The sequence below is a fragment of the Shewanella sp. HL-SH5 genome (genome assembly GCF_051163755.1).
GTDB classification, from domain to species: Bacteria; Pseudomonadota; Gammaproteobacteria; order Enterobacterales; family Shewanellaceae; genus Shewanella; species Shewanella glacialimarina.
The window spans coordinates 744,075-767,547 of sequence record NZ_CP195038.1 but is presented as its reverse complement, the minus strand read 5'-3'; the positions used below and the strand labels follow the sequence as shown (position 1 = coordinate 767,547).

The following is a 23,473-nucleotide window of genomic DNA, read 5'->3' as shown; positions in this document are numbered from 1 at the left end:
AACAACAAGATAAAACCAGAAGGTTAGCGGAAGGTAGTTTTTTACTTTTTTCAATATAGTGTGTGTCATCGAAATACGTTTGTTTGACACACATTATATTTTAAAAGGGACTGACCATGATTACCTCTGACAAATACCAAGAATTCCATGACACATTAACCCGTGCCACTGAACTTGCTAAGGCGTTATCAGGTAAAAACTTCCCCACGCCAGATCACAAAAATGCGCCTGTCACCCAAGCCAAAACAGCGTTAACCAGTCCCCCAAAAACAGTATCAACACCGAAAATTTTTGAGCACACGTTAGATCAGGCCACCCAATTATCTAGCCTAGGTTTTTTGATGAATGCCATTTCAGAAGCCATTTTTGTGGTCAATGATGAAGGCGTCATTGAAATGATTAACCAGCATGCAGCCAAACTTTTCGGCTCGCCAAAAGAGTTATTGATTGGTCAAAAATGGACTAACTTTGTTAACTCGGCCTACCAAGAAGAATACCAAGAGTTGTTTGCCCATTGGCGTGAAACCTTCACCCCATTTAATCACGGCCCCAAAGAAATTGTACTGCAACGCTCTGACTCAAGTTTAGTCAATGCCGACATTTCATTGTCGTGCCTGCCCGTAGGTGAAAATGCCAAACCGTTAATTGTCGGGGTAATGCACAATCTCACTAGCCACAAAGAAAAGTTTGAAGAGTTAACCCGTTTAGCCAATACCGACAAACTCACCAGTTTAGCTAATCGTCATGCTTTTGATGAAGCATTACAAAATGCCTGGGACGATAGCAGACAACATCAACATCCGTTAAGTTTGATTTTGATTGATATCGACTTCTTTAAAATTTTTAACGACAACTATGGCCACATTAATGGCGATAAGTGCTTACAAAAAGTGGCTCAGGTGATTAACTTAGCCATGCCTAACCGCGACTGTTTAGCCGCCCGTTTTGGCGGCGAAGAGTTTACCGTTATTCTGCCTAACTTCAGCCAGGCGCAGGCGCAACGAGTGGCTGAAAAAATTCAGCGCCAAATTAATCAAATTAAATTTACTGATATGGGCTTAACCCAGGAAGTAAAAATAAGTGTTAGCCAGGGTATTGCCTGTGAACAACAAGGCCAGTTCCGTACCGCCACCGCGCTTATTTGCGCCGCTGACACCGCGCTTTATCGTGCAAAAGCAGAAGGCCGTAATCGTATTAGCCTAAGTTTGTAATATCAGCTTAAGCCTCTATTTGTAATATCAGCTTAAGCCTCTATTTGTAATAACAGCTTAAGCCTCTATTTGTAATAACAGCTTAAGCCTCTACATAGCATTACATATCAGCCTAGGTTAATACTGACCTAGGCTGGTATTGAACCCGTTTCAACTTGATGCATTTGTTGGTAAGCCGCTATGCCGCTGGCGTCATTGGCTTGTTGGGCTAATACTTTTTCATCATCATTGGCAAAATGAGTATCCCAATGGGCTAACCTAGGCAGCATAAGTCGATGCCATAACGGCGGAATAAGGGTTAATCCTAAGGTGGCTAAGTAACCACTGATCATCATAGGTGCGCCCTCATAGGGTGCTAAACGGTGATACGGTACTTGAGCTTGCGCATGATGATGCGAATGGCGAGTTAAATTAAACAATGACCAGGAGCTGATGCGTTTATTGGTGTTCCATGAATGCCGTGGCGCCACCTTAGTGCCATTGGCGCGCACCAAACCATAGTGCTCCATATAATTGACTATTTCTAACGTTGCTTTAGCCCACAGTGCGGTGGGAATAAAAAATGCCAATGCCTGCCAAGACCCCAAAGCAAACACCGCCAGAAGAATAACCAGACTCATGGCAATGCCTCTTAACACACGGTTATGCCGTGAAAATATCGGTAAACCTTTAACTGATAAACGACGTTTTTCAATATTCCAGGCACTGATATTGCCATACCAGCTAGACACAATAATGTGCTGATAAACATTGCGGCCTCTTGGTGCAGAAGCTGGGTCTTGCGCGGTACACACAAAACGATGATGACCGTATACGTGTTCAATGGCAAAGTTAGCGTCAAAACTAAAGGCTAATAACCATCGCCCAATAGTGTAAGACATTTTATGCCAGGTACGGTGCACCAGTTCATGCCCCGTCACTGTGCCTATCACCCCGATAACCAGCCCAGTAAAAGCCACTAATACCAGTTGTTGATACCAGCTGGTATTGGCTTTGGCCGCTAGTGCATCATAGCCAGTTAATTCGGTTATCCATTGGCCATAACCCCATACATCTGTAGTAGCAAAATGCCAACTAAACACAAATAGAATGGCCATTAACAAGGGCAATGCCAGCCAAAGCTGCCAGGTCATAATACTGTGATGAGCATAACTTGGGGTTGAATCATCATCACCTAACACAATGTCGCCACCAATATAGAATAACAACCAGATGGCATAACCCAGCACGATGTAAAATTGACCTAACGTCAGCGCAGTCAGGGTAAATAGGCCCATTAAATGGAACGACATAAATTTTAAATAGTGCACCGTTAGCTCCTAGCTAATGCCTTTTATTAATAATTAATCTATCAAGTGTGAGTAAAAATAATAGCGGGTAAAAAAGACATCTAGGGGTCATTTATAGACAACTTTGATTAAATCAGCTACTACTAGGGCATTGGTGTCTGACTAGGATATGACCTTGACTGCAACTCCCCCTATAAAGCATGACAAAGTCATTAAGCATATGTCTGCAGTTAGCGAGCCTTTAATACCGGTATTTTATCTGCATCAGTTGTATCAGCAATTGTGTGATTGGCAATTACCGGCGCAGCAATGGTTACAACAAAATAAACTGACACTAGCTGACTTACAACAAGCCAATAGCCAGTTAACCCTTAGCCAATATAGTGAGTTAATAGACAGCGCGATAACACTGTCACAGCGGCCAGATATTGGCCTGTATGTCGGTAAAAAAATATCTGTTATTGCCCATGGCATGCTAGGGTTAGCGATGCTCAATAGCGCCTCGTTAAATGATGCGCTATTACTGTTAAAGCAATTTATTCATACCCGTAATCCATTAATTGAAATTGATATCAGCGCGCATCATCAAAAACTACACATCAACTTTGACTTGTCTCAGCCTCTTCCTCAAGGCCATCAAGCCTTTATTGATGCCATTACGGTGACGTTTCTAACCCTGTTTTTACACCTTCTGACTGACAAGTCCGTGATCAAAGCGGTTCATTTAAAAGTAACCAAACCTGATTATTACGAGCAATATTCACTCTTTATGCCCTGTGAACTGCTATTTTCACAACCGCATAATAGTATTGTGTTATCGCAAACTACCGCAAACCAAAGGCTGGCTAGTAGCGACCCAGCGGCGGCATTTCAGGCCAAACAATTTTGCCAACAGCAACTTGATGCACAACAACCCATAGATTTAATCAGCCAGGTTCAACAACTTATTTTGAAGCATCAAGGCAAAATATCTCAACAGGATATCGCCCAGCTATTACATGTAAGCCCACGCACCTTGCACCGTCAGCTGCTAAAACATCACACAAGTTACCAGCAATTACTCACCAATGTTCAACAACATTTAGCACAGCATTATTTACGTGAATCAAACATGAGTATTAAGCAAATAGCCTTTGAATTAGGCTATGTTGACGTAGCAAACTTTAGACGAGCCTTTAAACGTTGGTACCAGATCACGCCACAGGATTTTAGAAAAAACTCGCCATTACGGCGCGTGTGATGCCAGTAGTAAAAAATAAATAATATTGTTAACCCTTTTTAGATTTACTCTCGTTTATAGCGTTATCAACATTAACGAATAAAACAAATTACACTTGAGGCACATCGCCCTTATTTGGAGCAATACATGAACCTGCTTACTTTTTCTAACTCATTTTCAGCCTTAACCTTTCCTACAGTACGCACATCAGCACTGGCATCAATCATGTCATCAGTACTGGCGTTCAGTGCTTTACCGGCTTTTGCGGCAGATTTACCATTTCCCCACTTAGAAACCATCGGCAGCAGCGAAATTAGCATTGAGGCTGATATGGCCACTATTGATATTGAAGTAGTGGTTGATGCACCCACAGCAAAAGAAGCTAAAACCGAGTCAGATAAGGCCATTAGCCAGTTTTTAAGCCGATTAGATAAAGCCGGTATTGCCAAAAATGATATCGACAGTGCCAATTTAAATATCCGCCCGCAATATCATTATCAAAATAATGAACCCGCTAAACTGGTGGCTTATCAGGCCAGCAGAAGCATGACCATTACCGTACGAGATTTAAGCCAGTTAAATGACTTACTCGACACCGCTTTAGATCAAGGTATCAATCGGGTTAACAACATTAAACTAAGCTCAAGTAAGCAGGCGGAATATATTGAACAGGCACGTCAAAGCGCCATTACGGATGCCAAGCAAAAAGCCGCATCGTTAGCCAAAGGATTTGATAAAAAGGTCGATGGCGTGTGGCAAATTCGCTATTTTGACCAACAGCCAGTGCAACCGGTAATGTACCGTATGGCGGCCGAGTCGAGTGACGCTAATCAGGGTTATCAGCAAGGGCAAGTCACTGTGAGCGATCGCGTTGAAGTGATATTTAAATTGAAATGATTTTAAATTAAAGCGATTTTAAAATAGTAATAGCGGCTCACAAGCACGCGAGACTAGATTGTTATCGACATAATTGTCATTAGCATAAAAAAGTGGTCAGGCGCATATCGCCTTGACCACTTTTTTGTTCGCTTATTTAATCGCGTTAAAAATATTGATAGCGTTAGCTAATCACTTCTTTGTCACGGGTTCACTTTTTGCCATCATAGCGCGGCCAAGTAATACAACACCGACAATTAAAAATGGCACACTTAACCACTGGCCTGCGGTCATCAAGGTTTCGCTGTAAGCGGTTTGGCTAACCTTAACCGATTCAATCGCAAAACGGGCGCTGAACACTAACACTAAAAACACCCCGAATAGGCCACCATGTTGCAGCTTTAATTTTGTTTTGCGGTATAAACCCACCAGCAAAATAAAAATCAGTAGATAAGCAAACGCTTCATACAATTGCGCCGGATGACGCGGTAGCAAATCGATACGTTCAAAGATAATACCCCAGGGTTTTGTGGTTGGCTCACCTAGAATTTCTGAATTGGCAAAATTTGCCATACGCACAAAAAAGCCGAAAATTGCCGTGGCAATCGCCAGTCTGTCTAACAAAAACAAAAATGGCAGACCCACTTTTCGTTTGTAATAATACAGGGCTAAAATGGCGCCTAAGCCGCCGCCATGACTGGCTAGGCCGCCTTCCCAAATAGCGAGTATTTTAAGTGGATGAGCAAAATAGTAGCTCGGATCATAAAACACACAATGGGCTAATCTTGCGCCGACAATAATGCCGATAACGCAGTAAACCAGAAAGTTATCTAATGACTCAAGGTCCAAGCCTTCTGCCTGATAGATTTTTTTCATTACCTGGAAACCCGCCGCTATCGCGGTAGCAAATAATGCGCCGTACCAATGTACAGTCAACCCCATAAACGACACCAAAACAGGGTCTGCATTCCAAACAAAATGGTCCAATTGTTGCTCCAAAAAAGGCTTACTTATGCCGCTAATGCTACGCTGTTTTATCTTACCAATAAAGAAACTTACGGTTAAAGTGGCCTGAAATATTATTCACCTATCGCCAAATTGATCACCTCTTCAGCAACAAATCACGTAAAATAGTGTTTATCAAACTGTAAAAGCCGATGCAAACTATGCCAGATACACCACAAATAGATAATCTGATTGAATGTCATCTCGACATCACTTCCTGTGAGGTCGATGCAAGCACGTTATTGTCGCAACATTCTGGCCTATCAAAGCAAGTCATTAAACAGGCCATGCAAAAAGGCGCCGTTTGGCACACCCATGGCAAACAGGTTATTCGACTTAGGCGCGCTAAAAAAGCCCTTAAAGTGGGTGATAAACTGCATTTATATTACAACAGCCACATACTCGCTGAAGTGCCTGCTACTGCGGAGTTGATGTTTGATCAAGGCGATTACAGCCTTTGGTATAAACCCTATGGTTTACGTTGCCAGGCTTCTAAGTGGAGCGATCACACTACCATTAATCGCTTTATTGAATTAAATACCGAGCCGCCACGTAGCGCGTATATTATCCACCGCCTTGACCGCGCAGCATCTGGGTTGATTATTATCGGCCACACCAAAAAAGCCACCGCAGCAGTTGCTAAACTGTTTGAGACTCGTCAGTTAGATAAATTTTACCAGGTGATAGTGCAAGGACGTTTTGCCGATAATACGGTAACTATTAATACCCAAGTAGATGGTAAACCCGCGCTATCGCACGCAATTTTATTGCAGTACAACCCTGAATTAGATCAATCTAAAGTGCAGGTTAAAATTGAGTCGGGTCGTAAACATCAAATTCGCATTCACATGGCCAGTATTGGTCACCCTGTGGTGGGCGACAGATTACATGGCAATGCTGCAGCCGATGCTCCAGATTTAAAATTATGCTGTTGTGAATTTGCTTTTGTTTGCCCAGTCACAGCGACACCTGTGCAGTTTTCACTGCCAGAAGCATTAAGACCTCAATTTGAATAACTACCGTGTTTGAATAACGGCGGCGTTTGAATCATCACGGTGAACAAACAGTTTAGTCATTGGTAATATCAGCAATGCTGGCGGACAGTAACGCTTGTAAATCCGTTGGCGACATCTGTAATTCAAGCCCTCTTTTACCGGCACTAAAATACAGTTGTGGTAATAATTCTGCGCTTTGATCAATCACAGTGGCCAAACGCTTTTTTTGCCCCAAAGGACTCACCCCACCTAATACATAACCTGTTGTGCGTTCCACCAAAGCACTGTCTGCCATGTGTACTTTTTTAACCTTCAGCGCTTTGGCCATTTTCTTAAAGTTCAGCTGTTGGCTGACCGGCAATATCGCTACCGCTAATTTATGGCTGTCGGTTTCGACCACTAAGGTTTTAAACACCAGTTCAGCTTTTACTTGTAGTTTTTCAGCCGCTTCTAAACCATAAGAGACCGCATTCGAGTCATGCTGATACTCATGCACAGTAAAAGGTAAGCGGTGTTTTTTAACTAAATCAATGGCGGGAGTCATAGCAATCATACCTTTTGAAATTGACTGTTCAGTATCCGTCTATTGACGTTATTGATCATTTTACTTGCGGTGAATTTACCTCAAACATGGCGCTAGCTCAAAGTAATAATCAGATAAGACTGCCGCTTACCGTGATGATGCTATTAAAAAACGAAAACAAAAAAAGGAGCATTATGCTCCTTTTGGGGTGAAACTAACGACTAGCTATAGGGTTAAGTCACGATAAGCGACTATCCAATAATGCTAGTTGATAAGTCTGTTTTACATAAACCAAGCGCGGTAGGTTTTACCTTTCAGCTTGCCCTTAGTAATTTTAGACATAGCTTCCTGTGCCACGGTGCGAGATACCGCAACGTAAGCACGAATATCAGTCACTTTAATTTTACCAATATCGTTGAAATCAATGCCGTTTTCGCCAGTCAATGCACCAACAATATCGCCTGGTCGAATTTTTTGTTTCTTGCCGCCCTCAATTTGTATGGTCTGCATAAGAGGTGCAAGCGGTGCTTTAGTTAACGCACTTAATGGTGGCAGTGTTGAAGGCACAATATCTTTATTCAGCGCTTCTTCAATCATCGCCATTTTATAGCCGTCATTTTCACCAAAGAAGCTATATGCTGCACCTTGGCTACCCGCACGACCTGTACGGCCAATGCGGTGAATATGCACTTCGCTGTCGTAAGCTAAATGGTAGTTAAATACCGCATCTAACGCATCAATGTCTAAACCACGGGCTGCCACGTCAGTTGCCACTAAAATACGGGCACTTTTGTTAGCAAATTGCAGTAACATTTGATCGCGATCGCGTTGTTCTAAATCGCCGTGTAATGCTAAAACACTGAAACCAAACTCAAGCAGTGCATCAGCCACGTCTTGGGTTTCACGCTTGGTATTACAGAATACCACAGCGCTTTCTGGTTGCTTATCAAGTAATAACAAACGCAGCGCTTCTAAGCGGCCTTGGTTGTCTTCAATACGGTAAAAGCGCTGATCAATAGTTAAGTTATCGTGGGTTGATTCCACTTTCACCATCACCGGCTTATACATGATGCGCTCAGCAATAGATTGAATTTGCTCTGGAAAAGTCGCACTAAACAGCAGGGTTTGACGCTCATGCGGGGTTTGATCGATAATCGCATCAATGTGCTCTTGAAAGCCCATTTCTAACATGCGATCGGCTTCGTCTAACACCAACATATTCACATCGCTTAAATCAAGACGGTTACGATCTAGGTGATCAATAATACGCCCTGGCGTACCGACAATAATGTGCGCGCCATGTTCAAGTGAACCAATTTGTGGCCCCATTGGTACGCCGCCACATAATGTCAGTACTTTCACGTTATGAATGCCGCGGGCTAAAGTACGAATTTCTTTAGCGACTTGGTCTGCTAGCTCACGCGTAGGACAAAGCACCATAGTTTGAATGCGAAAACGCTTCACATCCAATTTATTTAACAAGCCTAAACCAAAGGCGGCAGTTTTGCCTGAGCCGGTTTTACCTTGGCCAATCACATCATCACCCGCTAAAATCGGCGGTAAACTTTCTGCTTGGATTTGTGTCATAGACTCATAGCCCATGGTGCTAAGATTATCTAATAACTCGGGTTTTAAGTTTAATGATGAAAATGCCTGACTGGCAACTTGCGAAGGTGATTGACTCAAAGGAATATCCTGTGCTGAAAGCAAACTAAAAATAATAAGGCCAAAGCAAATGGCTTTGGCCGGAACGAGCTAATTATAGCAATAAACCCTAAAAATTACTGCATCATTGTTTAAGCTCTATTATTTTAGCCGTTTAATAAATCAGCAACCCGCTAGAAGATTAATGTGCCAAATGGCCAAAACGCCCTTGCTGGTAATCTTCAACCGCTTGATTAATTTCAGCTTGAGTATTCATTACAAACGGCCCCATATGCACAATCTGCTCATTAATTGGGTTACCCGCCAGAATTAAACACCCTAGCCCTGAGTCACCTGCGTTGAACTGTGCCAATATGTGCGGATTAAGTTTAAGCATAGTGCCTTCGCCAAACACCACATTTTCGCCGTCAACCAGCACATTAAGCTGGCCTTGATAAATATAAACATTGACTGCGCCATGCTGGTTTAACGCAATATTAGCAGAGCTGTTTGGCTCAATAATCAAATCAGCGATCGCCCCACTGCCTGCAAGCCCTTCAATATGGGTATTAGTGATACTGTCTGGTGTATCAGCAAACTGCCAAGTGCCGGCTAACGCAATCAGCTTGGCGCCCTTATTGTTGAGCAAGCTTGGGTTAGGATTAACCGTTGTATCGCGATAAATAGCCGGACGCATTTTGTCTTTAGCTGGCATATTGAGCCAAATTTGAAAACCGTGTAGCCCTTCATTGGCATCTGCTAACGGCATTTCAGAATGAATAACGCCACTGCCTGTGCTCATCCACTGTACATCACCAGCACGAATAGCTTTCACATTGCCCATATGATCACGGTGCTCAAAACCGCCTTTCATAATATAGGTAAAGGTTTCAATGCCACGATGAGGGTGCGGTGGAAAACCGCCAATAAAATCTTGCTTATCATCCGACTTCAATTCGTCCAACATTAAATAGGGGTCATAGCTTTGTTTACCAAAATCAGCAACACGTTTAATGTTCACCCCGTCACCATCCATTGCTGGGCGAGCTTGAGTTTTATAGATAATTTGCATAATCACCTCGAAATACCAGACTAGCAAAACAGTTTTGCCAGTGAATTACCTCTAGCTTATCGACTATTAAGTTGAATAAAAATAGCAAAAAATGCCTTAAAGCATTCGAGTTATTAGAATGGTTATCATAATAACAAAAGGCACTTTTTAAGATTAATGGGCCAAACTGTTAGAGTCGTTGTTGACAGTAATGTGAGTGGACATAAGTAAAATGAACTCTTAGATTTTATCCGATATCACTCGGCCCTAAATCAATAAAACCCGATTAACACGCAATGTTAATCGGGTTTTATTAACGTTAAGCACACTTGCTTTAGTCGTTTATGAAGAGGCCTTATCTAAGTATTTTTATTGCCTATCTTCAAGTGTATAGCCATTGGGCACATTAAATCGACTATCATTTATTTGTTTTTCAGACACTGAAGTGACTTCATATATATAACGTACCCTTGCATCTTTTTTCCACTCTGAAACAACACTGTCAACAACGTTATCTGCTTCATCTTTAATCAGATTACCAAAAAAATTTGTCGCTGCACTTTCAAGGCCTTGAGATAAATCGAGCCCAGCGTCAGATCGCTTTTTCTTCACAGTAGGGCAAGCTTCACTTTTTTGAAACCATTCCATTTTTATCGATAATGGGTAACCTTGAATAGTGGCTAGCTTTTCAGTAATGCTATTAAAATTTTGTTTATCATTTTTCTCTACGTCACCACTAAAAGCACTAATAGCTTTATAGCCATCTTTACCCAATAAACGGACTAAACCATTTTTGTCGCCTACCTGATTAAGATAGTTGTCAGTGGCTTTTTCATGAATTTTCCAAACGCCTTTCATGTCTGCCGTTGGGGTGGTGGTCCAAAATACAAATTGCAGTAAATTAAGGTCTATTTTACCGTTTTCATCTTTAAATTCGGTTGTCCAAGTCGCGGTATATTCCTGCGAGGCTAAGCCACCTATTTTACGTGTGTTATTAGTCGCAACGACTGTGAAGTCATTTTTATCTAACGTGACACTACAGCCTTTTTCTTCATAAGTTTCATATTCTTCTTCCTCATCTGAAGCGCTTTGGGTTTTAGCCATAAATTCTTCAAACACATTTTTACAACCACTGAGAGGACATTCTCGATAACTTTTTTTATCATGATCAACATGCCATAGTAGGTTTTTCAGAAATCCTGAAAATAAGAGTCTCATCGTAGTCAGCCCAACCCATATAAAAACTATCAAATTCCGCTTTTTGATCGATCGCACGCATATTTTCACGTGTATAAACGGTTTGCGTACCTTTATGATCCGGCAGATATAAACCATTAATAGTAAATTCTGCAGTAACCACTGCTGTCGGGTGCTTTGGTGTATTGTCAACTTGTGTCGCTGCACAAGCAGAAAGAGCACCCGCTACAGCGATTGCAGTAATTTTACGAGCAAGATTCATTTAAATTTCCTTATATTATTTAATTGGTTATTGCCACTACCCTGTGGTAAATAGACAAAATATTTTATGATGCCTTGGGATTAATTTGAAACTAAACCGCAATATGCTTCATAGTTAAACACCTTGATTAGGCCATTAAAATATGAGCAAATATCACAATATGAAGTGAGCTCTAGGTCTTTCTAGCCGATGACGAGTCCAAATTATTAGCAAGCTTTATGCTTATATAACGAGTCATTTACAGTTTGATGCTGACTCAGAGTGACTGAGTAGCTTGGGATGAATTGATATTGCCTAGCAGATAAGTTTTTCACTGAAATTCCTTTTTCATTGTTCTAGTCCATTATACATAGGTTCAATTATGTATCAGTTCCATTGAATATATTAATTATAACTGATTCAATATCCGTAATATACCCTATCGAAATCTTATTGAGTTAAGTAAGTCGTCTTAATTAAGTCATTGATTGTTAATTTATAGTTTGCTTGAGTAGGACGATGCGGGAGTCGAACGCTAAACTATAGTTTGGCACAGCTAATCTTTGTTTCTGTTGTAAAAAGCATCAATAGTCATGTTATTAACTCTAATATTGATGTTGTCATTTAGCCTTTAATTTTAGAAGTGTACGATTATTATGTTACTCCAGCTCCTTCCCTAAACCTTCAGCACTAAAAATCCTTTTTATACACTAACACACCAATTATAAACGGTTTAAATTGATTGTAATTGGTGAAGAAAGAGTCGCAGCCGGCGAAAAACATCCCAACCAACAGGCTAATTACCGGTAAACTAATCCAGTGGCACTAACTCAAAATCGACCAAATCATCCCACTTTTTAAACCACTCATAGAATAGCTCAATATCGTTAGACTCCATGAGTTGATAACAGACATTAAGCTCTTTATTTACCCAAGAATTTAGATAATGAAGCCCGTCAGGAAACATACGCCCTTTAGCGTTATATCTTGCATAATTTGCCTCAAAACATCCGAGCTTAAATTTTTCGATAACCATATATTTTTTCAATCCAATCTTCCCTAAAAACACTCAACTCCACACAAAAAGCCTTCACGCCCACTCCCAAAAAACAGTGAAAATCAGCTCTAGCATCTAATAAGCTAACCGTTATTTTTGGGGTGATGTCATCTCAATTGTCATTTTGAAAGAGCAAACAAAACCTAGCAACCTGTTTAATATTTAATCAACAATCGAGGCCACGATGATTTTTATTTTATTGCCATCATAATGTACAAAAATATTTTACTAAGCTATAAATATTAAAGATTATAAAACTAATCATGAATATTTATAGAGTAAAGGAAGTCTATGAACATACAAGGCAGTCCCAGTATTGAGCGTGGTGAAGAATTATTATTCGCTAACACTCCAAGAACAAAACGAACTGACAGCCATGACTCAAAAATACCCGCTAAAAAATCAACATGGAAAGTGGTAATTATTGATGATGATCAGGACATTCATGACGTTTCACAGCTAGTGCTTAATGATTTTACGTTTAAAGAACGTAAGATTCATTTTATACATGGTTATTCGGGTAAAGAAGCGCGTGAAATGATGGCATTGCATCCTGATGCTGCCGTTTTATTGCTAGATGTGGTGATGGAAAGTGATACTGCAGGGCTTGAGACCGTAAGGTATATTCGTGAAGAGCTGCAAAATAGAACGGTTAGGATTATTTTACGAACAGGTCAGCCCGGTCAAGCCCCTGAGCATAAAATTGTACGCTTATATGATATCAATGATTACCTAGAAAAAAGTAAACTTACCTCGCAATACCTAGAAACAGCGATGATCACTTCACTGAGATCCTATGATGATATTTGCACCATTAACCAACTATCGACAAACAACGACAATTTAGAATCATTGGTAAAAGCAAGAACTCAGGACTTAATTGAAGTAAACGATCAACTACAACAACAAATGGTGATCAAAAACCAAAGTCTTGCAGCTCTTCAGTGCAGCGAAGATCGACTCGCAGAGGCCCAAAGAATTGCTAAAATAGGCCATTTTGAATGGTCAATTACAAATGATAGCGTTTCTTGCTCGGAACAAATATATCGCATACTCCAACTTCCCCAAGGCAAGAGATTTATTTTGCAAGAAGATTTTATTGCTAAATTAGCAATTGAAGATCAAAACTATGTTTTGGATATTCTCAAGCAAACAATCCGAGAACAAAAACCCTATGATATAGAGCATCACTTAGTGCTTGATAATGGAACCGTACTTTTTATAAGGCACCAAGGTGATGTGTCAATTAGCCCTGATGGCCAGGTAATTAACATAGTTGGCACCTTACAAGATATCACAGAGCGGCGTAATGCTGAACTTGAAATGCGTAAACTGGCAACGGCTATTGAGCAAATAGCCGATGGCATTATGATAACAAACAAGGAAGGTATTATTGAATATGTAAATCCGGCTATGTGTCAGATGACTGGATACGCAAAAGAAGAACTCATAAACCGTACTCCTAGAATATTAAAATCAGATAAACAAAGTTATCGGTTTTATCATCGACTTTGGAAAACAATTCAAAGGGGCTCAATTTTTAATGAGATTATTATTAATAGGCATAAAAGCGGACGCCTTTACTATGAAGAGAAAACAATAACCCCACAGCTCAATAGCCTAGGTGAAATTACTAGCTATATATCTAGCGGTAAAGACATTACGGACCGTATTGAGGCACAAGAGAATCTCTATCACCTCGCCCATCATGACTCACTAACAGGTTTACCAAATCGTGTTTTGTTCCTCGATCGTCTCGAGCAAGCAATTAAAACAGCACATTGGAGAAACCGTATCCTGGCGGTATTATTTTTAGACTTAGATAGATTCAAAATCATTAATGACTCACTTGGCCATCATGTTGGTGATTTATTGCTCAATGAAATGGCGCAAAGGTTATCAGACTGTATGCGTGATGATGATACTGTTGCCCGTTTTGGTGGCGATGAGTTTGCCATTATGCTGAATGACATCGCAGCGGTAGACGATATTGCTGCGATAGCGCAAAAGATACTGAGCTCCCTTTCTGAAGTCTACTTATATGAAGGTTTTGAATTATTTATTACAGCCAGCATCGGTATCAGTCTTTACCCTGATCACGGAATTACTGCACAATTACTCCTTAAAAATGCAGATGCTGCTATGTATCTTGCTAAAGGAAGTAGTAGGAATTCATTTCGGTTTTATACCTCTGAAATTGAACAAGTTACATTAAACCGCCTAACGCTTGAATCTGGATTACGCCGCGCACTAGAGCGTGACGAATTTAAATTATATTATCAACCTCAGCTAAGTTTAACCTCCTGCAAAATTGAGGCATATGAAGCATTGCTTCGCTGGCAACATCCTGAACATGGCTTAATTTCTCCCGACAGTTTTATTCCTCTATTAGAAGAAACTGGCATGATTATACCGGTTGGGCATTGGGTGTTGCAGACCGCTTGTCAGCAGGAAAAAGCCAATCAATCTGCAGGGAAAGTGGCAAAAAAAGTCGCTGTTAATATTTCAATTCATCAATTCAAAGAGAAAAACTTTGTTGAAATGGTCCATGAAATACTTATCAAAACAGGATTAGAGGCGAAATATCTTGAGCTTGAAGTCACCGAAGGCATATTAATCGATAACATTGCTGAAACCGCCGAAAAATTACATGAGCTGCATAATTTGGGCGTCTCACTATCGATAGATGATTTTGGAACAGGATACTCTTCGATGAATTACCTAAGAAGAATGCCCTTTGACCTGTTGAAAATTGATAGATCATTCATCACAGATGTTACAACCAATAAAGATGATAGAGCCATCGCCTCTGCAATTATAACCTTAGCTCACTCAATTGGGCTAAATGTCATTGCCGAAGGTGTCGAAACTACTGAGCAATTGAGTTTTCTGGATGAATTAGGCTGCGATTCAATTCAAGGGTATCTCTGTAGCCCTCCTCTTCCAGCCGATCAAGCATTTGAAATTAAAGTAGACCAATACAAAAATTGGAAAAACTATTTAAGACATTGCAATAGGTAATCACTTTCAACGACGACGGAAAATAATCATGAATGAGATAAAGGTAAACAATATCCGATTAGATCATCTCAGTATCCCACTAGAACGTGATACTTTTTTTCGCTCGGTTATTCGAGGGATCTCAGGGCAATTAGAGGACCTTATCGGCCTTGATGAAGCATCGGGATTTATCAGTATCGTCGGGCAAGAGATTGGCACTGAAATCAATGATAGCTATAAAAAAGAATTACAGGTATCCAAACTAAGTAGAGACCAAATTTGTGGGGTATTACAAGACCTCAAAACTCGTATAAAAGGCAATTTTCATATTATTAGCGTCGATGAAAATAAGGTTATTTTTGGTAATAACACTTGTCCATTTGGTGATAAAGTTCATGGCCGCCCTTCATTATGCATGATGACATCTAACGTTTTTGGCACCATAGCGGCTGAAAATAACGGCTATGCCAAAGTCACTCTAGATAAAACAATTGCTCGAGGCGATAAATATTGCCATGTCACTGTGTATTTTCAACTAACTGACGAGGCAAAAGAGGCCGAAGGTAGAGAGTACTACGAGGGAAGTTAATCAATATGCTGCCAGAGAACTTCGTTAAAATCACCAATGCGCTTCAATCGCCTCATTTATTACTCACTAATAAAGGCATTATCGTGTCCTTTAACAGCCGCGCTAAATATATATTTCCGTTACTAAAAGTAACAAGCTCTATGATTCACATCAGTGAACTCTTAAATGAAAGCCCTGATAAAATAGAGCGGCTGTTAAAAATGTGGTCTCGCACTCAAACTCCTCTCCCCTCAAGCTTGGTATTTCATGAACAAAATGAGTCTAGTTCGACATACCGATGTAATGGGAGTGCGATTAGATCCAGTGCTAATAATCATCAGCCCTTGATCATGTTGCAATGTAACAATAAAGAACAATCCACGGCGATTTTTGCAACCCTTAATCTAAAAATTGAGCAACTAAAACATGAAATAAAAGAACGTCGTTATACTGAACAACAAATTCTTTTGCTTAATAAAAACCTAGAGCAATCTATAAATGAAAGAACAGCGGAACTACAACATAAAAACCAAGAACTAAATCGTTTTTTAGCCGAATTGAAAAGCGCTCAAGATCAAATTATTCGCTCTGAGCGTTTAGCATCCTTGGGAGGAATGGTTGCCGGCGTAGCACACGAAATCAATAATCCTGTCGGGGTTTGTTTAACGGCATCATCTCATTTGACTCAACAAGTTAGCTTCTACCAAACGCTTTATGATCAAGATAAGTTAACACGTAATGATTTAGAGAAATTTTTAGAGACGGCCTCTAAATCTTCTGCAATTATCGAGTCCAACCTTAACCGTGCAGCCAGTCAAATAGGACGCTTTAAACAATTAGCGGTAGATCAATCAAATGATGAAAAACGCTTTATAAATGTAAAAAAATATCTCACTGAACTTCTTTTAAGTCTGCAGCCCTATTTTGAAAATACATCACACACATGGAATATTATGTGTGATAAAGCACTGACAATCGAAACCTATCCTGGTGCCATTGGGCAAATTATCACTAACCTCATCAGTAACTCAATGACCCACGGATTAGTTGATATTGACAATGGAAAAATTGAAATCGAAATAATCCAAAATAAAGGTTTAATTCAATTTCACTATAAAGACAATGGAATTGGTATTCCACTGCATGACAGACCAAAGGTTTTCGATCCATTTTTCACCACCAAACGCAACCAGGGCGGAAGTGGCTTAGGAATGAATATTGTTTATAACCTTGTTACAGGAAAACTAGGCGGAAATATCAGTATTGAGAATAAACAGAGTAACGGTGCGTATTTCTTTTTTACCATTCCAGAGTCGCTGTAACAAAATATTGTTTGTTAATGGTTGATCAGCATAAGAATTTCTAAGCGAATAACATCATAAATCGCGCGGTATTATCCGCTGTAAGATTAGGCTATGAAATATACCAAAGACCAAAATACACTCTGAAAGTGTCGATAATTTACTGAGAACTTCAATTGCGGACTTCAAGAATGCCGGACTTCAATAATGCCACCCATAATTTTGAAGTCGCAGAAAAGCTTGAGATCAATCAAGTGGGAAATAGTTTTGTCTGATTAAGAAATGATTGTTTCAAAGGCATCTTAGACCATATTAGTAGTTGGAATACACTCACTAATCTTGCTCTTGAAAATCAGTTTTTAATTTCAAAAGCTTACGATTATTGTTATGCAGTTCAGCCCACCCTTTTCTAAACCCTTCAACACTAAAGAAAAGTTCATCAAAACTACCATCACTGATGGCAATAGTTAAGCCGCGCTCAATACGATCAGCTAAGGCTTTGTCGTTTTTATTTACAAAAAAATAAATCGGCGATGGATAGTTAAGGATCAATGACTCCTCTATAACCAAACCTTTGTTTGCATGGGCGGGTTGCTCCGCCCATATTTCATACAATCCTCGCGGAAAGTAATCAAAGCGTTTACTGGCTAGCATCGGAAACAAAGAATCGGATTGGGTCACGGTGACAAGTGGCATGTCATTGGCCTCCAATACGTTCGCATCAGGCCACTGCGCACCTTGCCCAGCAATAAAGCCTCGCAAATCCTGTAAGCTATTAACAAGATTAAATTTTACCTGGTCATCTTTTCTAATAAGAAAGATACGATAGCTATTAAGTCCTTTCAGAATTGATATTTTAACTGGACGTAACTGCTGTTGACGTTCAGCGCTGTTCGCTGTCCACATGACACTGAGTAAATGCGTATCTTTCGATAGTTCAGCAATAAGCCGATGAGTGGTATATTGCTCATTTAGATAGGATATCTTGTAAGGCCCATCTGTAATGCTTGTTTTGTCTAACGCCAATGCCAACAGCTTTGGAAAATATGACACATGACTTTCAGCGAACTCCTTGCCCATTGGTATTTTTACTTGCAAAACAGCAGCATCAGATACAACTGACGTATCTGCAACTAACCCTTCACCTGCATTGGCAGCATAGGTAAAACGGAGCAAGAACAGCACTATAATCATCAGGAAAAAAAAGGCTGCAAAACAGCTTAGGTAAACACTATTACAATTGCGAATAACCTTGTGACCCAAGCCCCTTAGTGAAAACTTACCTATCGTCATGTAAAACTCCCGGTCATTACATCTTTAAGTATATATTTTACAATACGTAAATTATTGTAGTAACGTCAATATAACACTATATACGATAGTGCTAAGCAAAAAAGCAAAAGCAAAAATGCCACCCATTATTTGATGCACACCTCGGTCTGGTCAAGGGCTGTTAATCCGAGTGGGTGATACGAGCCGCAAGATAGCACATTAAATACTCACCAAGGTTGTTGTTAACGATGAACAAATGGCTAAGGCCAACAAGTACTACACCTAATTCGCATGGGTGTTGCAATTGACAGGCACTGTAATATGTATTTCATTAGGGGCGCAGCTTGGCTGTTAAGCCCGCCCCTTTATAAATATCAGGGCAGTACAACCGCTTTTAGCGGTAAATGAGCCACATTAAAAGCAATGACAAGTATAAAGTAATAGAATTGAAAATTAAGGCCAAAAAGCTTTGAATGAGCTGAGTATTATCTTTGCTCACAGGGAGCGTCCAGATATTGCAGTGTTATTTACAAGTGATTTTTAAAAAAACCGTTAACGGGAAAGAACTGGCAAAATTCAGCCCTTTATTAGCATAGCTTTTATTATTAGCCTGGTTTTTACTCACAAACCAAATATTATTTAGCCACTTTTATTCGTTGGTAAATAACTTATATTTGTTTTATTCACTAAGGCTTTAGCTTGGTTCCAATCTAATGGTTTTGACAAATAAAAACCTTGAACCGTATTGCAGCCTAAATTTTTTACATGATTTAATTCTTGTTCGCTTTGCACTCCTTCTATAACAACATCTAACCCATGGATGTTGGCAAGGTCGTAAATAATATCAATCAGCGGTTTATTGCCCATCTGAACATCTCTCATTTGCAGTAGGAATGAGCGATCTATTTTTAATGAGTCCAATCTATAATGATTTAAATGGCTAAAGGCTGAATAATTTACTCCAAAGTTATCAATAGCAATTTTAATCCCCAATGCTTTTAACCTAGTGAGATTAACTAACACTTTATTATCTTTCGCAAGCAGCGGAGCCTCTGCAATTTCGAATATAATTTTATAAGGCGGAGTTTCATATTGCTCCATTAAAGACGAAACTTCTGCTACGAAACCATCATTAAACAGCTCTCGAGATGAAATATTGATAGCCAGTGTACCGTCAAAACCTTGCTTACTTCGCAGATTTGTCAGCTTACTCAAGGCTTCATTAATGACCCATAAATCAATTTTTGTAATCAGATCACTTTGTTCTACAATCGAAATAAACTTATCAGGACCAATGCCTTTCTTCTCTAACGCTGGCGCCCTTAGTAACACCTCAAAACCTTTTACTTCAAGTGTTTCGGTATCGTAGTAAGGCAAATAAACCAGATACAAGGAATTATCACGTAACGCTTTTGATACCTCGGAATCAATATATTTCTGCTCTTTTAATTGATTATCTAACGAGTCGTCATAAGTACAATAACTATTTTTTCCCGCTTTTTTTGCTGCATACATGGCACTATCAGCTTGCTGTAAAAATGCATCAGCTTTAAATTTGTTACCAAACTGGAATGCTATACCGATACTGGCATGAACATCATAAGTTTTGCCGTCAGCTTCAAACCCCAAATCAAACAAACCAACAATACGTTGAGCTATCGCTTCTAGCTCTTCAACATTTTGCAGTCCTTCAAGCAATACCACAAACTCGTCACCACCTAGACGTGCGATACATTGATCCTGTTGTTTATTATTAACACGGTTGATTTTTCTTAATGAGTTTGTCAACCTGTTAGCAAAGTTAACTAAAACACGATCACCGGCCTCGTGGCCAAAATTGTCATTAACGTATTTAAAATTATCTAAATCGATAAACAGTAAACCTAACGTGTTAGTCTCAGCCGTACACGAGTCGAGTTTATTATTTAATTCTCGGTTGAAGTATGCTCTATTCGCAAGGCCTGTTAACTCGTCATTGTTGGCTAACTGCTGAATACGTTCTATTAATGCAAGATAACTATTATTGAGTTCTGCAACTTCATCGTTAGTATTTAACGGTATAAGTGAATCACTATTTCCTTTCTGTACCGCATTAACACCTTCTGCCAATTCAGTTATTGGCCGAATGATTTGTCTATATATCAACAAATGTAAAATAAAATAACAAAATAAAGATAATGCTACGGCGCCTAATCCAATTTTGATTTTTAAATTCATTAATGATGAGTTAAAAAACGCTTTTTTTAGACTGACGTTCACAATTCCATCAAATACTTTTACCGTAAAACGATATGAATCTACACCTTCAATTTGCTCTACAACAATACTATTATTAAGCGCTTTCTCAGTTAAAGGATGTGTGAACATTTCAACCGAAAGGTATTCCTTGTACTGGCTAATCTCTTGATTAAAAATATTTTTAAGATAATTCGGTTTTAATCTAGTTTGAATAACGACTAAATCGTTGGTGTAATTATATAAAGGTTGTGATACTAAAAGGTAAGGTGAAAAAATACGAAATAGCTGGATCTCATCAGACTCAGTCTCTGTGGCGGTAATTTGGTAGTAGTGAGCAAATATCCGTTGACGATTTTTACTTACAATAGCGTTATTGATTTTGTTTATTAAAAAATGTGTTGAATCTGTCACTGAAGCATCGGCAAAAGGATCTTCAAAATTGATGTAGCTGATGGGCTTTTCACGTAAATTAAAAATAGCGATATCTTGAATAGACTTACTGTCACTCGATTTAATCAACCGGTCTAAAAACTGCGCACTCACTCTGATATCAATTTCATCAACTTTAGCATTCTCAAATAAATCAGCTGCTTCTTTAGTTTGCAGTTGAGAATTTATCATGTTTTCAACCGCAATAACCTTCGCTGCACCACGGCTTGCTATGCGCTCAAATTGATATGAGAAAGCACTCAGAGCAGCATCAACAATATTATTTTTAGCTGATTGATAAAAGAAAAAAGAAAACGTAAAAAATACTACCGCGATAGCGGGCAGTAAAATCAAATTAATCCGTTTTCTTAGCTTCATAAATTATTTATCTTTTAGCAAGTTATTCATCCGCTGACGCAATAACATTGATTCATTACTAATAGGCAGATAAAAACTACTGCGCGCTTGGATCTCTGGAGAAATAAACAAATCAGGATCTGATAAGTAGCTTTCACTTCCTAAAGTAACAGCAGCATCATTAGTCGTAGAGAATAAAACTTCTTCTACCACTCTAATCGCTACTTGTGGATCATTAATGTAATTCAAAAACGATAAGGTCGCTTCTGTCGCATTTTTTTCAAACGGGATAGCTAAGCAATCAACCCAAAACAGCGTGCCTTCATCAGGAACAACATATTTCCAATCATTTTGACCACTATTTTTAGTTATTGTTGCAATGTCGCCACCATAAACCATAGCCAAACTGGCTTGGCTTTTTTCTTGATTAATGGCTGTGTGAGTTAATAGGTATTGATAACCCAATAAATAGGGCTCTTGCTGCTTTAATGTGTCGAACGCAACTTTTAAGTCGTCTTTATTTTCAGAAAAAGGAGGTAAATTATTGGCAATTAAAGCAATGGCGGCGGTATCAAGATTATCTTTTATCATTAATACTCTATTTTGGTGCTCTGCGGGTGGTTTAAAAAGTTGGGTCCAGGAAGTAATAGGTGTTTTGCTGACACTTTCCCGATAGGCAATACCAATAGTTCCTTTCGCGTAAGGCACACCAACATCGCCACATGCCTGACGCCATTTAGGATTATGATTCACTATTGTTGGCAGAGATTTTTCAGAGAAACGATACATAGGTTGTTTTTTTGAATTAATACCCAGCATTAAACTATCAATCAACACAACATTAAAATTTTTCGCTTTCTCACTGAGTAGCAATGCATCTCTGTCTGGTTCGCTGTCATAATAAGTCAAGGTCACTTTATGACCCGTTTTTTGTTCAAATTCAGCGATAACATCATCAGAAAAATAATCTTCCCAAGTATAAATATTAATATTCTCAGCGCATACAGCACTAGAGAGAATCATGAATATTGATGTTATGAGTAGTTTTCTAATACTTGATAGACTCATTTTTATCTCTTAAGTTCGTTTGTCTAAGTGTTTAACTTTAGCAGTTTATTGTGCTTATAGAGGGTATAAAAGACTTACAGCATCATCTTACTTACTACCGATTAAATTAATACTGCTCATTTAACAATATAAGACCATGATCATACATTTATGACGAGAAGAACCTTAACTTTCATATCGTAGCCCAAATGTATCAAATTTGCTCTGTTAATCTCCGTACAGATGGTGATGATACATAGTATTCATAAAGATAAAGCTGAGTAAATAAAAAATGCTGCGAGCAAAAAGAGAAAGAGTAAAAAGTTAGAATAAAAATGCAGAATAAAATTGCAAAACAGAATAAAAATGCCACCCATGATTTTTTAAGTTAACAGAATAAAAATGCCATATATGGACATGTTATTTATCGTTGAATATTGAGTGTGCTCATACTTAATAGCATTGAAGCCTTCGCTAGTCGCGGCAGTAACCTTCGCCGACACGAACTGACAAGCAATTAGCTTTCTCGCTAAGCCACTTCATTCCTGTTTCAACACCGCTTGTTGCTCGCAGATGCTCTTTCACGCCATTGCGTTCAAATCTGATTTGATCTCCCACAGCAAGGCCTTTAAAGGTTTGCGGACCGTCAAGATTTTGGATTGTGACCTCGTATTTTCCGCGTCCACCAGCGAGCAGAAGAAATGTGCCCTCCGGTCCGGCCCACTTGCCAAGCCACTTATCCGCGGCATGAGCAGAACTCGCATTGGGAGAACTCACTGAGGCAACCGGTGCTGAGCTTGATTTGTGATCTTTGCATCCAGTGACGAACAATGTCAGCATGACAAATGCGATAAATGGCTGAAACTTTAGATTCATTGTTGATACACGCATAAAAAGCCTAGCGCCCGCTTAAGCCGTAAATAGAGGCAAAATGCCACCCATAATTTTAAGTC

Annotated in this window: 19 protein-coding genes; 7 read left to right on the top strand and 12 right to left on the bottom strand. The window is 39.4% G+C overall.

Annotated elements, in window-relative coordinates:
- Positions 1–116 precede the first annotated feature (116 nt).
- Positions 117–1,211 (top strand): diguanylate cyclase, encoded by a 1,095-nt coding sequence (locus ACRWQM_RS03205; protein WP_434931257.1) that lies wholly within the window; start codon positions 117–119, stop codon positions 1,209–1,211.
- A 128-nt stretch (positions 1,212–1,339) separates the two neighbouring features.
- Here the strand turns inward: ACRWQM_RS03205 and ACRWQM_RS03200 are convergent, their stop codons facing one another.
- Positions 1,340–2,521, bottom strand: coding sequence for an alkane 1-monooxygenase (locus ACRWQM_RS03200; protein WP_434931256.1), 1,182 nt, complete (start codon positions 2,519–2,521; stop codon positions 1,340–1,342).
- 154 nt (positions 2,522–2,675) lie between these two features.
- On the opposite strand from ACRWQM_RS03200, the gene ACRWQM_RS03195 reads away from it, so the two are divergent.
- A complete protein-coding gene (locus ACRWQM_RS03195) occupies positions 2,676–3,740 on the top strand; it encodes an AraC family transcriptional regulator ligand-binding domain-containing protein (protein ID WP_434931255.1) in 1,065 nt (354 codons plus the stop codon).
- A gap of 126 nt (positions 3,741–3,866) precedes the next feature.
- Entirely contained in the window at positions 3,867–4,616 is a 750-nt protein-coding gene (locus ACRWQM_RS03190) for an oxidative stress defense protein (RefSeq protein WP_226413582.1), read from the top strand.
- A 171-nt stretch (positions 4,617–4,787) separates the two neighbouring features.
- On the opposite strand, the gene lgt is transcribed toward ACRWQM_RS03190, so the two are convergent.
- The gene (lgt, locus tag ACRWQM_RS03185) at positions 4,788–5,582 is read right to left on the bottom strand and encodes a prolipoprotein diacylglyceryl transferase (RefSeq protein ID WP_434931254.1); all 795 of its coding nucleotides are present in this window, start codon (positions 5,580–5,582) and stop codon (positions 4,788–4,790) included.
- A 179-nt stretch (positions 5,583–5,761) separates the two neighbouring features.
- Between lgt and ACRWQM_RS03180 the strand changes: the two genes are divergently transcribed.
- Positions 5,762–6,616, top strand: coding sequence for a pseudouridine synthase family protein (locus ACRWQM_RS03180; RefSeq protein WP_434931253.1), 855 nt, complete (start codon positions 5,762–5,764; stop codon positions 6,614–6,616).
- Between the two features lie 52 nt (positions 6,617–6,668).
- Here ACRWQM_RS03180 and ybaK read toward each other — a convergent pair whose 3' ends face one another.
- From ybaK to ACRWQM_RS03150, 6 genes are all read right to left on the bottom strand, one after another.
- Entirely contained in the window at positions 6,669–7,139 is a 471-nt protein-coding gene (gene ybaK / locus ACRWQM_RS03175) for a Cys-tRNA(Pro) deacylase (protein WP_434931252.1), read from the bottom strand.
- Positions 7,140–7,400: 261 nt separating this feature from the next.
- Entirely contained in the window at positions 7,401–8,804 is a 1,404-nt protein-coding gene (gene dbpA, locus ACRWQM_RS03170) for an ATP-dependent RNA helicase DbpA (protein ID WP_434927054.1), read from the bottom strand.
- 160 nt (positions 8,805–8,964) lie between these two features.
- Positions 8,965–9,834, bottom strand: coding sequence for a pirin family protein (locus ACRWQM_RS03165; protein ID WP_226413572.1), 870 nt, complete (start codon positions 9,832–9,834; stop codon positions 8,965–8,967).
- Positions 9,835–10,182: 348 nt separating this feature from the next.
- On the bottom strand, positions 10,183–10,932 hold the full coding sequence (locus ACRWQM_RS03160) for a hypothetical protein (RefSeq protein WP_434931251.1): 750 nt from the start codon (positions 10,930–10,932) through the stop codon (positions 10,183–10,185).
- A 49-nt stretch (positions 10,933–10,981) separates the two neighbouring features.
- The gene (locus ACRWQM_RS03155; protein ID WP_434931250.1) at positions 10,982–11,272 is read right to left on the bottom strand and encodes a hypothetical protein; all 291 of its coding nucleotides are present in this window, start codon (positions 11,270–11,272) and stop codon (positions 10,982–10,984) included.
- Between the two features lie 790 nt (positions 11,273–12,062).
- Entirely contained in the window at positions 12,063–12,299 is a 237-nt protein-coding gene (locus tag ACRWQM_RS03150; protein WP_434931249.1) for a DUF3303 domain-containing protein, read from the bottom strand.
- A gap of 423 nt (positions 12,300–12,722) precedes the next feature.
- Between ACRWQM_RS03150 and ACRWQM_RS03145 the strand changes: the two genes are divergently transcribed.
- From ACRWQM_RS03145 to ACRWQM_RS03135, 3 genes are read left to right on the top strand one after another with little or no spacing between them, the layout of a single operon-like run.
- Complete coding sequence (locus ACRWQM_RS03145) at positions 12,723–15,329, top strand: EAL domain-containing protein (protein WP_434931248.1); 2,607 nt, start codon at positions 12,723–12,725, stop codon at positions 15,327–15,329.
- 28 nt (positions 15,330–15,357) lie between these two features.
- The gene (locus ACRWQM_RS03140) at positions 15,358–15,897 is read left to right on the top strand and encodes a methanogen output domain 1-containing protein (RefSeq protein ID WP_434931247.1); all 540 of its coding nucleotides are present in this window, start codon (positions 15,358–15,360) and stop codon (positions 15,895–15,897) included.
- Positions 15,898–15,902: 5 nt separating this feature from the next.
- The gene (locus ACRWQM_RS03135; protein WP_434931246.1) at positions 15,903–17,198 is read left to right on the top strand and encodes a sensor histidine kinase; all 1,296 of its coding nucleotides are present in this window, start codon (positions 15,903–15,905) and stop codon (positions 17,196–17,198) included.
- A 312-nt stretch (positions 17,199–17,510) separates the two neighbouring features.
- Here the strand turns inward: ACRWQM_RS03135 and ACRWQM_RS03130 are convergent, their stop codons facing one another.
- The 4 genes from ACRWQM_RS03130 to ACRWQM_RS03115 form a co-directional block, all read right to left on the bottom strand.
- On the bottom strand, positions 17,511–18,353 hold the full coding sequence (locus tag ACRWQM_RS03130) for a hypothetical protein (RefSeq protein WP_434931245.1): 843 nt from the start codon (positions 18,351–18,353) through the stop codon (positions 17,511–17,513).
- Between the two features lie 735 nt (positions 18,354–19,088).
- Positions 19,089–21,494 (bottom strand): EAL domain-containing protein, encoded by a 2,406-nt coding sequence (locus tag ACRWQM_RS03125; RefSeq protein WP_434931244.1) that lies wholly within the window; start codon positions 21,492–21,494, stop codon positions 19,089–19,091.
- 3 nt (positions 21,495–21,497) lie between these two features.
- Positions 21,498–22,541, bottom strand: a complete 1,044-nt coding sequence (locus ACRWQM_RS03120; RefSeq protein ID WP_434931242.1) for a polyamine ABC transporter substrate-binding protein — start codon at positions 22,539–22,541, stop codon at positions 21,498–21,500.
- A gap of 453 nt (positions 22,542–22,994) precedes the next feature.
- Positions 22,995–23,411, bottom strand: a complete 417-nt coding sequence (locus ACRWQM_RS03115) for a hypothetical protein (RefSeq protein ID WP_434931241.1) — start codon at positions 23,409–23,411, stop codon at positions 22,995–22,997.
- Positions 23,412–23,473 lie beyond the last annotated feature (62 nt).

What these genes read in the sequence shown, in the direction of transcription:
- ybaK (WP_434931252.1), bottom strand. Translation starts at nt 7,139, where the DNA reads ATGACTCCCGCCATTGATTTAGTTAAAAAACACCGCTTACCTTTTACT.
- ACRWQM_RS03205 (WP_434931257.1), top strand. Translation starts at nt 117, where the DNA reads ATGATTACCTCTGACAAATACCAAGAATTCCATGACACATTAACCCGT.
- ACRWQM_RS03180 (WP_434931253.1), top strand. Translation starts at nt 5,762, where the DNA reads ATGCCAGATACACCACAAATAGATAATCTGATTGAATGTCATCTCGAC.
- ACRWQM_RS03115 (WP_434931241.1), bottom strand. Translation starts at nt 23,411, where the DNA reads ATGCGTGTATCAACAATGAATCTAAAGTTTCAGCCATTTATCGCATTT.
- ACRWQM_RS03155 (WP_434931250.1), bottom strand. Translation starts at nt 11,272, where the DNA reads ATGAATCTTGCTCGTAAAATTACTGCAATCGCTGTAGCGGGTGCTCTT.
- ACRWQM_RS03190 (WP_226413582.1), top strand. Translation starts at nt 3,867, where the DNA reads ATGAACCTGCTTACTTTTTCTAACTCATTTTCAGCCTTAACCTTTCCT.
- ACRWQM_RS03135 (WP_434931246.1), top strand. Translation starts at nt 15,903, where the DNA reads ATGCTGCCAGAGAACTTCGTTAAAATCACCAATGCGCTTCAATCGCCT.
- ACRWQM_RS03140 (WP_434931247.1), top strand. Translation starts at nt 15,358, where the DNA reads ATGAATGAGATAAAGGTAAACAATATCCGATTAGATCATCTCAGTATC.
- ACRWQM_RS03125 (WP_434931244.1), bottom strand. Translation starts at nt 21,494, where the DNA reads ATGAAGCTAAGAAAACGGATTAATTTGATTTTACTGCCCGCTATCGCG.
- ACRWQM_RS03120 (WP_434931242.1), bottom strand. Translation starts at nt 22,541, where the DNA reads ATGAGTCTATCAAGTATTAGAAAACTACTCATAACATCAATATTCATG.
- ACRWQM_RS03165 (WP_226413572.1), bottom strand. Translation starts at nt 9,834, where the DNA reads ATGCAAATTATCTATAAAACTCAAGCTCGCCCAGCAATGGATGGTGAC.